Origin of the sequence: Paractinoplanes toevensis, assembly GCF_018332695.1 — a bacterium.
In the GTDB taxonomy this organism is placed as follows: Bacteria; Actinomycetota; Actinomycetes; order Mycobacteriales; family Micromonosporaceae; genus Actinoplanes; species Actinoplanes toevensis.
In genome coordinates this window covers 62,706-76,093 of record NZ_BOQN01000061.1, presented here as the reverse complement: position 1 = coordinate 76,093, position 13,388 = coordinate 62,706, and the positions used below count along the sequence as shown (strand labels likewise).

Annotated in this window: 15 protein-coding genes, 1 pseudogene and 1 riboswitch; of the genes and pseudogenes, 7 read left to right on the top strand and 9 right to left on the bottom strand. The window is 70.7% G+C overall.

The genetic code is table 11. From position 1 onward, the window contains the following. A pseudogene (locus Ato02nite_RS23735) lies at positions 1-647 on the top strand (hypothetical protein); the annotation flags it as partial. 109 nt (positions 648-756) lie between these two features. On the opposite strand, the gene Ato02nite_RS23730 reads toward Ato02nite_RS23735, so the two are convergent. The 3 genes from Ato02nite_RS23730 to Ato02nite_RS23720 form a co-directional block, all read right to left on the bottom strand. Next, positions 757-1,608: a menaquinone biosynthetic enzyme MqnA/MqnD family protein gene (locus Ato02nite_RS23730; RefSeq protein WP_213008800.1), complete on the bottom strand. Its 852-nt coding sequence runs from the start codon at positions 1,606-1,608 to the stop codon at positions 757-759. 111 nt (positions 1,609-1,719) lie between these two features. Continuing rightward, on the bottom strand, positions 1,720-3,003 hold the full coding sequence (locus Ato02nite_RS23725; RefSeq protein ID WP_213008799.1) for an MFS transporter: 1,284 nt from the start codon (positions 3,001-3,003) through the stop codon (positions 1,720-1,722). A 44-nt stretch (positions 3,004-3,047) separates the two neighbouring features. Next, the gene (locus Ato02nite_RS23720) at positions 3,048-3,623 is read right to left on the bottom strand and encodes an ArsR/SmtB family transcription factor (RefSeq protein ID WP_213008798.1); all 576 of its coding nucleotides are present in this window, start codon (positions 3,621-3,623) and stop codon (positions 3,048-3,050) included. Between the two features lie 209 nt (positions 3,624-3,832). Here Ato02nite_RS23720 and Ato02nite_RS23715 point away from each other — a divergent pair, with 209 nt between their 5' ends. Next, positions 3,833-5,824 carry a HelD family protein gene (locus tag Ato02nite_RS23715; protein WP_213008797.1) on the top strand — a complete coding sequence of 664 codons (1,992 nt, stop codon included), beginning with the start codon at positions 3,833-3,835 and terminating at the stop codon, positions 5,822-5,824. Here the strand turns inward: Ato02nite_RS23715 and Ato02nite_RS23710 are convergent. Further along, entirely contained in the window at positions 5,811-6,224 is a 414-nt protein-coding gene (locus Ato02nite_RS23710) for a GNAT family N-acetyltransferase (RefSeq protein WP_213008796.1), read from the bottom strand. The genes Ato02nite_RS23715 and Ato02nite_RS23710 overlap by 14 nt on opposite strands. A gap of 59 nt (positions 6,225-6,283) precedes the next feature. On the opposite strand from Ato02nite_RS23710, the gene Ato02nite_RS23705 reads away from it, so the two are divergent. From Ato02nite_RS23705 to Ato02nite_RS23685, 5 genes are read left to right on the top strand one after another with little or no spacing between them, the layout of a single operon-like run. Continuing rightward, positions 6,284-6,904: a transporter gene (locus tag Ato02nite_RS23705; RefSeq protein WP_213008795.1), complete on the top strand. Its 621-nt coding sequence runs from the start codon at positions 6,284-6,286 to the stop codon at positions 6,902-6,904. Then, positions 6,901-7,212: a winged helix-turn-helix domain-containing protein gene (locus Ato02nite_RS23700; RefSeq protein ID WP_213008794.1), complete on the top strand. Its 312-nt coding sequence runs from the start codon at positions 6,901-6,903 to the stop codon at positions 7,210-7,212. Before Ato02nite_RS23705 ends, Ato02nite_RS23700 begins: the two co-directional genes overlap by 4 nt. Continuing rightward, the gene (locus Ato02nite_RS23695) at positions 7,209-8,087 is read left to right on the top strand and encodes an ABC transporter ATP-binding protein (RefSeq protein WP_213008793.1); all 879 of its coding nucleotides are present in this window, start codon (positions 7,209-7,211) and stop codon (positions 8,085-8,087) included. The genes Ato02nite_RS23700 and Ato02nite_RS23695 overlap by 4 nt, the downstream gene beginning before the upstream one ends. Then, positions 8,075-8,815: an ABC transporter permease gene (locus Ato02nite_RS23690; protein ID WP_213008792.1), complete on the top strand. Its 741-nt coding sequence runs from the start codon at positions 8,075-8,077 to the stop codon at positions 8,813-8,815. The genes Ato02nite_RS23695 and Ato02nite_RS23690 overlap by 13 nt, the downstream gene beginning before the upstream one ends. A gap of 50 nt (positions 8,816-8,865) precedes the next feature. After that, positions 8,866-9,630: a VOC family protein gene (locus Ato02nite_RS23685; RefSeq protein ID WP_213008791.1), complete on the top strand. Its 765-nt coding sequence runs from the start codon at positions 8,866-8,868 to the stop codon at positions 9,628-9,630. Positions 9,631-9,632: 2 nt separating this feature from the next. Here the strand turns inward: Ato02nite_RS23685 and Ato02nite_RS23680 are convergent, their stop codons facing one another. The 5 genes from Ato02nite_RS23680 to Ato02nite_RS23660 form a co-directional block, all read right to left on the bottom strand. Continuing rightward, positions 9,633-10,409, bottom strand: coding sequence for an ABC transporter ATP-binding protein (locus tag Ato02nite_RS23680; protein ID WP_213008790.1), 777 nt, complete (start codon positions 10,407-10,409; stop codon positions 9,633-9,635). After that, complete coding sequence (locus Ato02nite_RS23675) at positions 10,406-11,467, bottom strand: FecCD family ABC transporter permease (RefSeq protein WP_213008789.1); 1,062 nt, start codon at positions 11,465-11,467, stop codon at positions 10,406-10,408. The genes Ato02nite_RS23680 and Ato02nite_RS23675 overlap by 4 nt, the downstream gene beginning before the upstream one ends. Further along, complete coding sequence (locus tag Ato02nite_RS23670; protein ID WP_246607341.1) at positions 11,464-12,390, bottom strand: ABC transporter substrate-binding protein; 927 nt, start codon at positions 12,388-12,390, stop codon at positions 11,464-11,466. The genes Ato02nite_RS23675 and Ato02nite_RS23670 overlap by 4 nt, the downstream gene beginning before the upstream one ends. 118 nt (positions 12,391-12,508) lie before the next feature. Continuing rightward, a riboswitch (cobalamin riboswitch) is annotated at positions 12,509-12,572 on the bottom strand. A 37-nt stretch (positions 12,573-12,609) separates the two neighbouring features. Continuing rightward, positions 12,610-12,933 carry a DUF4229 domain-containing protein gene (locus Ato02nite_RS23665; protein WP_213008787.1) on the bottom strand — a complete coding sequence of 108 codons (324 nt, stop codon included), beginning with the start codon at positions 12,931-12,933 and terminating at the stop codon, positions 12,610-12,612. Between the two features lie 13 nt (positions 12,934-12,946). Further along, the gene (locus tag Ato02nite_RS23660; protein WP_213008786.1) at positions 12,947-13,378 is read right to left on the bottom strand and encodes a hypothetical protein; all 432 of its coding nucleotides are present in this window, start codon (positions 13,376-13,378) and stop codon (positions 12,947-12,949) included. Positions 13,379-13,388 lie beyond the last annotated feature (10 nt).

The window sequence follows — 13,388 nt, the reverse complement described above, 5'->3', positions numbered from 1 at the left end:
CCGTGCCGCAGGCGCAGGCCGAGGCGATGCCGCAGGCGCAGGTCGGAGCGGAGACACAGCCGCAGGCTGGCGCCGCGCCGCAGGCCGAAGCCAAGGCGCAGGCCGAAGCCAAGGCGCAGGCCGAAGCCGGGCCCCACAGCGGAGCAGTGGCCCAGTCGCAGACTGCATCCACGCCGTTGGCCGGTACCGGTCCCCCATCGCAGGCTGAAGCCGTGCCGCAGCCCGGCCCACAAACTCAGGGCGACCCACATCCTCAGGGCGGCCCACACGCTCAGACCGACCCGCACCCTCAGGGCGGCCCGCAGGCTCAGGCCGACCCACACGCTCAGGGCGGCCCGCAGGCTCAGGCCCGCGACGAGGCTGGGCCGTTACCGGACGCCGAGGTTGTGGTCGCGGCGGGGTCGGCGGCCGAGGTCGCGGCCGTGGGAGAGGTTGAGTCGGGGTCAGCGGCCGAGGTCGCGGCCGTGGGAGAGGTTGAGTCGGTGGCTGTGGGCGTGGATGAGTCGGTGGCTGTGGGCGTGGATGAGTCGGTGGCTGTGGGCGTGGATGAGGGGTTGGATCAACCGGTGTTCGAGATTCCGTCGCAGGCCAAGGCGGATGACCGCTTTATCGACGGTGCCAAGCCGCGAGGCGCCTTGTCGCATTGATCGGGGGCGGTGGCGCAGCCCGTGGATCGGCCCGAGCTTTGCGGGACTGTCCTGATTGGGCGTAACGGTGAACGCCGTACTATTCGCGGTTTGATTTTGGGGTTTGGGCTCAGACTTCGGCGAAAATCGGGCCATCTACCGGCAAGGGTGGCACTTCGCCTCGGGCGGCGGCTCGGCGGGCGAACTCGCGCAGGCCGGCGATCTGGCGTTCGCCCAACGAGAAGTCGAGGGCCCGGAAGTAGGTGGCCAGGGTCTCTGCGTCGAAGGGTTCCCAGCGTGCGGCTGCGGCGGCTACCTCGTCGAGTTCGCCCAGGCAGAGATCGCGGGAGCGTTGGAAAGCCTCGTGCACGTCCTTGACCGCGCCGGGGTTCGCGGCCGCGTAGTCCTTGCGGACCGCCCAGACGGCGAAGACCATCGGCAGGCCGGTCCAGTCGCGCCAGGCCTGGCCCAGGTCGGTGACCGTCAGGCCCAGGCGGGGAGCCTCGTACATCGCCCGCAGGGCGGGGTCGCCGATCAGCACGCCGGCGTCCGCCTCCATCAGCATCTGGGTAAGTTCGGGCGGGCAGCGGAAGTATTCGGGCTCGGCCTGGTAGCGCTCGGCCAGCAGCATCTGCGCCAGCAGGACCCCGGTGCGTGAGGTCGAACCCAGGGCGACCGGGCGGCCGTCGAGCTCGTTGAGCGGTCGGGTCGAGATCAGGTTGACCGAGAGGACCGGGCCGTCGCTGCCGACCGCGAGGTTGGGCAGCAGGAGCAGGTCGTCGGCGTGGCGCAGGTATTCGACCAGGGTGATCGGCCCGATGTCGAGGTCGCCGGTGACCAGCTCGTGGCTGAGCCGGTCGGGGGTGTCCTTACGCAGGTCGACGTCGAGCAGAGCACCGGAGCGCATCAGCCCCCAGTAGATCGGCAGGCAGTTGAGGAACTGGATGTGCCCTACCCGGGGTCGACCGGCGCTGTCACTCATGAACTCGACGCTATCCCCCACCGGTTGCGATCCGCCGGTGGGTGGGGGTGCCGGGTGGCCCACATCGCACCGCCGCCGCAAACGCCGGGCAGCGCTTAGGGGCCGGGCCGCTCACTTCGCCGTCGCCGCGGATGCGGGCACTGTCGCGGACGCGGGCATTGTCGTCGCCGCGGGCGTGATCGCCGTCGCCGGCTCTTGCGCGTCGCCGCCAAGAGACTGCGGTGATCTGGCGGACTCTCGGCGGACCAGTGGCAAGCCGAGCAGGGACGCCGCGAGCCCCAGGGCTCCGGACGCGGCGACCAGCCATCGGGGGTCGAAGTGCTCGACCAGCGGGCCGGCCGCCACCAGGCCGATCAGGCCGGACGTCTGGATGGCCGAGGTCACCGCGGCGAAGGCGCGGCCATGTGCCGCCGCGGGAACACGGCCGGCGACGATGACCATGACGAAGACGTTGATGCCGGCGTTGAAGACGCCGCCGATCAGCCACAGCGGGATCAGTGCAGTGGCCCCGGTGACCAGGGCGCCCGCGAGCAGCGGAACGCAGGAGCCGCCCGTGATCAGAATCAGGGCCGGGACGGTGATGCGGGCCCGCGGCATCCGGCCGAAGAGCACGCTGCCGAGCAGCATGCCGGCCGGCCAGGCCGCGGTCACCAGGCCGAACATGGTGGTGGAGGCGTGCAGGGTTTCGCGGATGAAGAAGACCTCGACCACGTTGATCGCGCTCACCCCGACCATGACCGCGGCCATCGCTCCGATCATGACGGCGAGCGCGCGGTCGTCCCGTACCTTGAAAGCGGATTTTTCGGTCTTCGCCGGACCGGCCTGGTGGCGGCGGGTCTTGATGACCAGGCCGGCCACGATCAGGGCCAGGTAGCTCGCCGCGTCGATCAGCAGCGGCGTCCGGGAGCCGGTCTGGCCGACCAGGATGCCGGCCAGCGCCGGGGCGATCAGCATGCCGATCACGCCGGCGGTCTGGTTGAGGCCGCTCGCCTTGGCCAGGTCGTCCGGGCGGACCATGCGCGGGATGAGCGCGGCGAGGGTCGGCTGGGTGACGGCGAGGCCGGCGGCGAGCAGCGCGACCAGCCCGATGATCGCGACCGGATGGTGCACGAAGGCCAGTGCGACGCAGATCAGCGACTGCACGAAGCCGGCCACGATCAGGACGGTGCGGCTGTCGGCCCGGTCGGCGATGCGCCCGCCGATCGGGGCGAGCAGGGCCAGCGGCAGGCTCGCCGCCACCAGCAGCCCGGAGACGGCCAGGCCGCCGTGCCCACGCTGCTGCAGAACGAGGGCCAGCGTGGTGGCCGCGAGGAAGTCGCCGCACACCGAGACGGCCCGGGCCCCGGAGACCAGATAGACGTCAGCCCAGCGCGACTCATCAGATGTGAAGGACATACTTCGAAAGTATTCCTTCACATCTGGTCGGCGCAAGCCTCGGTCTATGCCTTTTCGGCCTCCGGGAACGCCGCCACGTTGAATGCCACCCGCCGCGCGCCCTCCGGCGCGGACTCCTGCCGCTCGCGGATCTGGTACGGATCGACCAGCTCGGTGATCTTCTCGATCAGCTCCGTCAGCTCGCCGGGGGTGATCAGCAGCCGACTGCCGCGGAGCGTTCCGACCTGTTTCCACTCCTCCGGCTCCCGCTCCATCCGGGAAAACCAGTCCCGCGCCCGCTCCAGATCACGGTGGAGATAGAGCTCGACCAGCGCCCGCGCCGCGGCGTTGGCGGCCGGCTCGTCCATGTCCGGGTCGATCCGCAGGCCGGCGGCAACGCTTCGCCAGCGGCGCTCCCGCCCGTCCCCACGGCTCGGCGCCTGCTCGACAAGGCCGTATTTGGCCAGCTCACGCAGGTGGTAGCTGGTGGCGCTCGGGGAGAGCCCCACCATGCTCGCGCACTCGGTGGCGGTGACCGACGCCCCGGAGTCGTTCAAGTACTCGACGATCTCGATCCGAGCCGGATGAGAAAGCGCCCGCATCACCCGCGGATCACTGACCCGCACCCCACGCTCCGCCATGCCACCCATTCTTCAGCCACGCACGAACGGCCCGCTCCGCGGCTAAGCCACTTGGAAATTCGGTGGACAAGCTGTGACCTCGGCGTAACGTGGAGGGCCGCTTGACGGCCGTGGTGAGCATGCACCGCAGCGGACGTCCTCCGCGCCGAGTGCCGGTGGCCGGTCTCGGATACGCGAGCAGCCCGCAAAGCCTGTGTTGAGGATGACTCTTGCCTGTCTTCGATCTGGACACCGAACTCGCCGCCGAACGAAACCACCTGCGCGATTCGCGCGCCGCGCTGGCTCGCATGCGGGGGCGCGCCGAGGCTCTCTTCTCCACCGGTGACAAGGTCGCCGGTGACGCCTACACCGCCGAGCAGCTCGGCCGGCACATGGCCCGCCGGGTCCTGGAGCTGGCCGACGACCCGACTACCCCGCTGTTCTTCGGGCGGCTCGACATCGAGGAGTCGGCCTATCACGTCGGGCGCCGGCACGTGACCGACGACTCCGGCGAGCCGATGGTGCTGGACTGGCGGGCGCCGCTGTCCCGGTCGTTCTATCGGGCCAGCGTGCGCGACCCGCAGGGGGTGTCGACCCGGCGCCGGTTCGGGTTCGTGAAGGGCGAGCTGACCAGCTTCGAGGACGAGCATCTCGATCGCGGCGAGGAACTGGGCACGTCCAGCCGCATCCTGACCGCGGAGATCGAGCGGCCGCGCGTCGGGCCGATGCGCGACATCGTGGCGACCATCCAGCCCGAGCAGGACGAGCTGGTCCGGGCCGATCTGGCCGACTCGATCTGCGTGCAGGGCGCGCCGGGCACCGGTAAGACCGCGGTCGGCCTGCACCGGGCCGCCTTCCTGCTCTATCTGCACCGGGAACGGCTGAAACGCTCGGGCGTGCTGATCGTCGGCCCGAACGCGGCTTTCCTCTCCTACATCTCGGCGGTGCTGCCGGCGCTCGGTGAGGTCGAGGTCAAGCAGGCCACTGTGGACGATCTGGTGGGAAGAACACCGGTGAAAGCAACAGACACCGACAAAGCCACGAACATCAAGCACGACGTACGCATGGCAGAGGTGCTCCGCAAAGCCCTGTGGCGGCGGATCGGGAAGCCGACCGAGCCGATCATGGTGTCGGACGGGTCCTACCGCTGGCGGATCGACGCCGAACCGCTGCGCCGGATCGTCGACGAGGCCCGCCGCGAGGGACTGCCCTACCAACTGGGGCGCGAGCGCGTGCAGGCCCGGGTGGTGGGCCTCCTCCAGCGGCAGTCGGAGTACCGCACCGGCAACTCACCCAACGAGACGTGGCTGCGCAAGATGGCCAGGATCGCGCCGGTGAAGGAGTTCCTGGACCGGGCCTGGCCGGCCGTGACGCCCGAGTCGCTGGTCGTGGAGGTGCTCCTCGACCCCACCGACGACCTGCTCACCGCCGAGGAGCAGGAGGCGATCCGCTGGACCAGGGCGCCGAAGACCGTCAAGTCGGCGAAGTTCAGCGCGGCCGACCTGGTGCTGATCGACGAGGCGGCCGGCCTGCTGGAGCGGGAGACCAGCTTCGGGCACGTGGTGGTGGACGAGGCGCAGGACCTCTCGCCGATGCAGGCCCGGGCGATCGCCCGGCGCAGCGAGCACGGCTCGATCACGCTGCTCGGCGACCTGGCTCAGGGGACGGCTCCGTGGGCGGCCGCGGACTGGCGGGACACCCTCGCGCACCTCGGCAAGCCGGACGCCGCGGTGGTGCCGCTGACCATCGGGTTCCGGGTGCCGGCGGTGGTGGTCGAGCTGGCCAACCGGCTGCTGGGCGCCCTCGACGTGTCCGTGCCGGCGGCGGTGTCGCTGCGCCGGGACGGCGATCTGTCCATCGTGGCGGCCGACGACCTGGACGCGGCGACGCTGGTCGAGGTGACCGCGGCGCTCGAGCACGAGGGTTCGGTCGCGGTGATCGCGGCGGACACCGCGGTGGCCCGGCTGCGCGCGCATCTGACGGCGGCCGGGATCGAGAACGCGACGCCGGACGACGTCGACTCCGAGGCGCGGGTCACAGTGGTGCCGGCGACGGTGGCCAAGGGCTTGGAGTACGACCATGTCGTCGTCCACGAACCGGCGGACATCGTGGCGGCCGAGGCCCGTGGACTCAACCGGCTCTACGTGGTGCTGACCCGCGCGGTGTCACGGCTGTCCGTCGTACACCGGAAGCCGTTGCCCGAAGCGCTCACAGCGGCTTGACCCACCGCGACCATTCCGCCTGGCGGCGATAGCCGCCGGCGGCCCACGCACCGTGCGCACCCGGGTTGTCGTCGAGCACCATCGCGTCGGCGCGGGTGCCACCGAGCGCCCGGAAGCGTTCCTCGGCCGCCTCGATGAGCGCGCGGCCGATCCCCTGCCGCCGGCGGGAGGGCGCGACCGCGAGGCGGTAGACGTGGCAGCGCCAGCCGTCCCACCCGGCGATCACCGTGCCGATGATCTCGTCACCGTCGACCGCGAGGATGAGCGCGCCGGGATCGCGCAGGTGCAGGGCGGCGATCGCGGCTCGGGAGTCGGCCGGCCGATGGTCGTTCTCGGCGGCGACGGCCCAGAAGGCGAGCACCGTGTCGAGTTCGTCGGAAGAGGCAACTCGAAGATCCACAACGCCGAGTCTACTTTATGGCACAAAGCTCTTTGACTTTGTGCTGTAAAGTTCTTTGCATGGACCCCGAGGATGACCAAGCACCCGCCGATCCGCTCGCGCTGATCGAGCGTGAGCGCGCCAATCTCGTCCGCCACATCGCCCCCGACCCCCGGTTGATGTATTGGCCGTGGGGCTTCGCCTGGCTGATCGGCTTCACCCTGCTCTTCCTGCGCTACGGCCCTGACGGCAAGGTCTACGTCAACCTGCCCGACTGGCTGCCGCTCACCGTGCTGATGTTGCTGTTCATCGCGGCCGGTCTGGTCACCGGTTTCGCCGGCAGCCGGTCGGTGCGGCGCACCAGCGGCCCGACCTCCCAGGCCGGCCTGGCCTACGGCCTGACCTGGTCGATCGCCTTCTTCGGCTTCTCGGTGCTCTACGCCCGGCTGGCCAACGACCTGCCCGATCAGCAGGCCGGTCTGCTGTGGGCGGGCGGCATGGTCGCGCTCACCGGTGCACTGCACATGGCCGGCAGCGCGATCTGGCAGGACCGTCAGCTGTTCGTGCTGGGCGCCTGGACCAGTGTGATCAACATCGTTGGCATCGTGGCCGGTCCCGGCTGGCACTCGCTGATCGTCGCCATCGCCGGTGGGGCCGGCATGATCGTGGCCGGTTTCCTGGGCTGGCGGCGGCTGCGGTGACCGACGCCCCCGAGCTCGACCCGGTCATCCACGCCCAAGCCCGGCTGCGGGTGGTGTCCGCACTGTCCGCCCTGCGCGAGGCTGACAAGATCACCTTTCCTCGCCTGCAGGAGTCGCTGGGGATGACCGCCGGCAATCTCTCGGTGCACCTGCGCAAGCTCGAGGACGCCGGCTATGTCGAGGTCACCAAGACCCATCAGGGCCGCACACCGGCCACGCTCATCCGTCTCACCCGCCGCGGCCGGCTCGCCTTCGAGGAATACACGGCAGCCCTGCGGGCCCTTCTCGACCCGGGAGCGCAGTCATGATCCTCGCCCGCGCCGTCGACGTCAGCCGCCACTACGGCGACACCGTCGCCCTCGACCACGTCTCCCTCGACATCGCGGCCGGCGAGATCGTCGGCCTGCTCGGCCCCAACGGCGCCGGCAAGTCGACCCTGATCAGCCTGCTGACCGGTGTTCGGAAGCCCAGCTCCGGGCAGGTCGAGCTGCTCGGTGCCGACCCGCGCCGGCCGGAGAGCCGGCGGCATCTCGGGGTCACTCCACAGGAGACCGGGCTGCCCGGCACGCTGCGCGTCGGCGAGGTCGTCGACTTCGTCCGGGCGCACTACCCCGACCCGCTGCCGCGCGCCGAGCTTCTCTCGCGCTTCGGGATTTCCGATCTCGTACGCCGGCAGACCGGTGGCCTGTCCGGCGGGCAGAAGCGCCGGGTCGCCGTGGCGCTGGCGTTCGCCGGCCGGCCGAAGATCGTGTTTCTGGACGAGCCGACCACCGGGCTCGACGTGGAGGCCCGGCGAGCCCTCTGGGACGGCATCCGCCAGTTCCACGCCGAGGGCGGCACGATCGTGCTGACCAGCCACTACCTCGAGGAGATCGAGGCTCTGGCCCGGCGCGCGGTGGTGATCGGGGGTGGCCGGGTGCTGGTCGACGACACCGTCGACGCCGTACGCGGTCTGGTCGCCGTGCGCCGGGTCAGCCTGACCTCAGCCGTACCGCTGCCGGCTCTTGATGGGGTGACCGCGACCGACCGCGAGGGTGACCGCTGGCACCTGCTCAGCCCCGACGCGGACCAGCTGGTCCGCGACCTGGTCACGGCCGGCGTGACCTTCACCGACTTGGAAATCCGCCCCGCCTCGCTGGAAGAGGCGTTCCTGCGCCTTTTGGAGGAACCGTGTCCGGCCTGATCCTCACCCACGCCCGCTTCCAACTGATCGAGACGTCCCGCACCCCCATCGCGATCATCGGCAGCGCGATCTGGCCGGCGGCGTCGATGCTGGCCTTCGTGGTCCCCTACGCCGGTGACGACCCGCATTTCGCCACCTACGCCACCGCGTCGATGCTGACCTTCGCGGTGATGAGCACCAACCTTTTCCAGTACGGGGTGGGAGTCGCCGACGATCGCGTGCAGCCCTGGGATCCGTACGTGCGAACCCTCGCCGCGGGCGCGCTCCCCCGCTTCGCCGGCCGCCTCCTGGCCGGTCTGGCCCTCATGGCGGTGGCCCTGCTCCCGGTCGTGCTGATCTCGGCGTTCCTGACCGCGGCGACGCTCAGCCCGTTCCGGTTCCTGCTCGCCATCCTGACCACGGCGTTGATCGCGATCCCGTTCATCCTGATGGGCCTGGCGATCGGCTACTCGCTGCCGCCCAAGGCCGCAGTGGTGGTGGCGCAGGTGCTGTTCCTGCCGCTCGCCTTCGGCGGTGGCCTGATGACCGCCCCCGGCTGGGCGCCCGGCTTCGTCGACACCGTCGCGCCCTACCTGCCGACCGGCGGCTCGGTGCGTCTCATGTGGGCGGCCGTGGGCGAATATCCGTTTAGTCCGACCGCCGTTGTGTCGCTGCTCACATGGACGATTGCCCTGGCTGGGGTGGCTTTGTGGGCCTATCGGCGGGACGAGGGTCGGCGGTTCAGCTAGAACATCGACACTTAAGACCGATCAAAGATTCACAATGCGACGATCCGTGGATGACCACCGCATCTACGCCTGGCTTTCCCACGTGGGTTGATCTGGGGACCGCCGATCTCGAGGATGCGAAGCGCTTCTACTCCGGACTCTTCGGCTGGACCGCCGACGTGGCCGGCGAGGAGTTCGGCGGATACACCACCTTCCTGCTCAACGGCCGCCCGGTAGCCGGGGCCGGACCCCTGTACGGCGAGGGCCAGCCCACGGCCTGGAGCACCTACATCGCCACCACCGACGCCGACGCGATCGCCGACCGGGTGGCGGCGGCCGGCGGGAAAGTGCTGGTCGCCCCGTTCGACGTGCTCGATCAGGGCCGGATGGCCGCCTTCCTCGACCCGTCCGGGGCGCCGTTCAGCGTCTGGCAGGCCGGCACCATGCGCGGTGCCGCCATCTTCGACGTGCCCGGCTCGCTGACCTGGAACGAACTGAACACCCGCGACCTGGACGGATCACGGGTGTTCTACGGCTCGGTGTTCGACTGGCAGTTCCGGCACAGCACGATGGGCAACCAGCCCTACCTGGTGGCAAAGCTGGACGAGACGCCGATCTGCGGGATCCAGCCGATGGCGGCCGCCGACTGGCCGGTCGACATGCCGGCCCACTGGATGGTCTATTTCGCGGTGCAGGACTGCGACCGGACGGCGATGCACGTGCGGTCGCTGGGCGGCCAGGTGCTGCAGCCACCGACGAACCTGCAGATCGGCCGGTACGCCGTGCTCGAGGACCCGCAGGGCGGGATGTTCGCGGTCCTGGCCTCCCAGGGGTGAGATCAGCCGCGGACCGGGACCACCAGCGGGCCGTGCTCACCCTCGATGACCCGCACCCGCACCCGGTAGTGCTCGGCCAGGTTCTTCTCGGTCAGCACCGTCGCCGGTGGGCCGGACGCCACCACCCGGCCCGCCGACAGCAGCACCATGCGGTCGGCGTACTCGCCCGCGGTGGTCAGGTCGTGCATGGTCGTCAGGACGGTGAGCTCCCGCTCGGCCCGCAGCCGGTCGACCAGTTCGAGCACCTCCTGCTGATGCCCGATGTCGAGCGCGCTGGTCGGCTCGTCCAGCAGCAGGATGCGGGCCCCCTGCACCAGCGCCCGGGCGAGAAAGACCCGCTGCCGCTCGCCCCCGCTCAGCGTGTCCAGCCGCCGCCCGGCGAACCGCGCCAGGTCCAACTCGCCGAGGACCTCGCCGACGGCCGCGAGGTCGGCGGCCGACTCCCGCCCGAGAGGCGGCACATAGGGCGTACGCCCGAGCAGCACGTAGTCGAAGACCCGCATGGCCGGCGGAACCACCGGCGACTGAGCCACCGTGGCGATCGTCTTGGCCCGCTCCCGCCGGGTCAACCGGTCGACCGGACTCCCGCCGAGCTCGACGCTCCCCTCGAACGGCAGCAGCCCACCGATGGCCCGCAGCGCCGTCGACTTCCCGGCCCCGTTCGGCCCGATGACCGTCACCCACTCCCCGACGGCGACGTCCAGGTCGATCCCGTCGACGATGAGCGCCCGTTCCAGCCGAACCCGAAGCCCTCGAACGACAACCGCCCCGGCCGTCATGGGGCGGCCGTCCGGGTCGTCCGCAGGACGACGATGAAGAACGGGGCGCCGAAGAACGCCGTCACCACGCCGATCGGGATCTCGGCGGCGCCGCCCGCGGTGCGGGCCAGCAGGTCGGCCAGAGCCAGAAACGCGCCGCCGAACAGCACCGACAGCGGCAGGATCGAGCGGTAGCTCGGCCCCGCCAGCAGCCGCATCGTGTGCGGCACGATGATGCCGACGAAACCGATCAGCCCGGAGACCGACACCGCCGCCGCGGTGCCCAGCGACGCCGCCACAATCAGCAGGTAACGGCTGCGCTGCGGGTGCAGGCCGAGGCTGCTCGCCTCCTCGTCACCGACCGTGAGAACGTCCAGTTCGCGGCGCTGGGACAGCACGATCGCGCCGGTCACCGCCGCGTACGGCAGGATCATCAACACGTCGTGCCAGCCCGCGGTGGCCAGCCGGCCCAGCAGCCACGAGTAGACCTCGCGCAGGGTGTCGACGTGCCGCTGCATGACGTAGGTCTGGGCGGCGGCCAGGAACGACGAGACCGCCACCCCGGCCAGGATCAGCGTGGCCGGCGAGCGGTCCCGGCCACCGGCCGCACCGAGCAGCCAGGTCAGCGCGACCGCGATGAGCGCGCCCGCGAAGGCCGCGACCGGCACCCCCACCGGCAGGTTCGAGGTGGCGTCACCGGTGCCCGCCCGGAAGGCGATCACCACGGTCACCCCGAGGCCGGCCCCCGCGGCCACCCCGAGCAGGTGCGGATCGGCCAGCGGGTTGCGGAAGACACCCTGGTAGGCGGCACCGGCCAGGGCCAGCATCCCGCCCACCAGCAAGCCGAGAAGCACACGCGGCAACCGCAGCTCGGTGACGATCGCGATTTCCCGCTCGGTGAGTCCGCTATGGAGGCGTACGCCGGGAATGAGGTTGAGCAGTTCGGCCGCGACCCCGGCCGGCGGGAGCGCGACCGAGCCGAAGGCGAGGCCCGCGACCAGCGCGACCAGCACGGCAAGAAGGCCCGCGACCAGCCAGACCGGCCGCAGACCGGCCGGCCGGACCCGGTCCAGGGTCACGCCGGGACCTTGGCCACCGCATCGGCCACAGCCTGTACGAGATCAACGGTACGGGGACCCCAGCGCGACGCGATGTCGTCGTCGAGCGGGTAGATCTGGCCGGCCTTGACCGCCGTGATCGTCTTCCAGCCGGTGCGCGCCGCTACCGTCTGTGCGCTCTGCTGGCAGCACTTACTGTCAGCCAGGAAGATCGTGTCCGGATTCGCCGTGATCAGCGCCTCCTGCGACAACTGCGGGTAACCGCCCTTGGCGCCGTCTGGGTCGGCGGCGTCGGCCACATTGGTCATCCCGAACTTCGCGAAGATCGAGCCGACGAACGTCTTCGAGGTCACCGAGTAGAGCGTCGGGTCGAGCTCGTAGTAGTAGCTCAGCGCGGTGGACCGGGCCGGCACCCCCTGCATGATCTTGTCGATCTGGGTGCTCATCCGCTGGTGCAGCGCCTCGGCCTCGGTCACGTGCCCGGTGAGCAGGCCGAGCTGCCCGATCTCGCCGTACGCGTCGTCCAGGCCGGCCGCCGCCGGGGTGAGGAACACCGGGATCTTCAGCTTCCCGAGCTGCGAGACGATCTTGTCGGTGTCGTTGGAGAGCACCACCAGGTCGGGGTTCTCGGCGGCGATCGCCTCGGCGCTCGGCTTGAACCCGGACAGGCTGGTCTTGGGTGCGTCGGCCGGATAATTCGACTGGTCGTCGACCGCCACCACCTGCTTCCCGGCCCCGATCGCGAACAACGTCTCGGTGGCGGTCGGGGTGAGCGACACGATCCGCTCGGGTCGGCGATCGAGAGTCACCGCACCGACCGAGACCGGATAGGACGCCCCCGCACTCGGCGCCGAGGTGGTGGTGGTCTCGCCGTCGCCGCCCCCGCACCCCCCGGCGAGCAGCAGGGCAGCAGCCGTCGCAGCCGCGACAAGCACACGTTTCATCAGGTCCTCCAGTCGGCCGGGCATCCGGTGGTGCTTCGCCGACAGAACCCGGTGACCCCGGCCCGTCCGCGAGGCGCCCCTCCCCGAGAGCGCTACTTCGCGACCGGCGTCCAGGCGACCTGGCTAGACCTGGAAAATCCAAAGGCATCACAGTTGCGGGACAGCGCCGGTTTCCCACCGGCTTCGCTGAGACGCGGTCCCCCGCACGCTATCCCACGCCTACTTCTTCTCGTCGGCGGCGGCCGGTTCGGCGTCGGGGGTGTCCTGGAGGGTCAGGCGGTCGCCGGCGGCTGCGGCCTGCTCGTCGCCGGCCAGGGCGGCTCGCAGGCGCTCCTTCTCCTCGGTGCGGCGGGACGCCGCGCCGGCCAACTGCTCGCCCATCTGGTTGCGCCAGTCGGACAGCAGGAAGTAAGAGAGGATCGCCGAGACGAGCAGCGCGAGCATCGCCTTGACCAGGATGTTCAGCGGGAGCGGCAGGAGCAGCACGAGGATCAGCACGAACAGGCCCAGGCGGCCCAGCGTGTACTTGACGGCGGGACTCATCTCTCTCTTCTTCCTAACCCGCTCGGTGGCTCAGCCACCGGAGGCCGTAGAACCAGACCACGCAATAGACCACCGTGAGGCCGCCGGCCCCGGCCAGGCCGCTGACCAGGGCGGGGAAGACCGGCGCGGCGACGCCGACCAGGCTCATGCCGACGGCCAGGCCGAAACCCGCGCCCAGCACGGCCACCACGAAGCGGTACGGACCGCTGTCGCGGGCCGCCCGGAACTCCTCGGTGAACAGCCACAGCGGCAGGATCAGCGCCAGCCAGCCGCTCGTGCCGCCGAACTCGGACACCCGGGTCAGCGACAGGATCGCCTCGAACGCCAGCAGCAGGACAGCGCCGATGACCAGCCCGGCCAGCGCGGTGCCCACCAGGTCGCCGATGGTGGCCAGGCGCCCGTTGGGGTCGCGGCGCGGGCGCCGCTCACTCTTGGTCTCGGTCATGACCCCATGA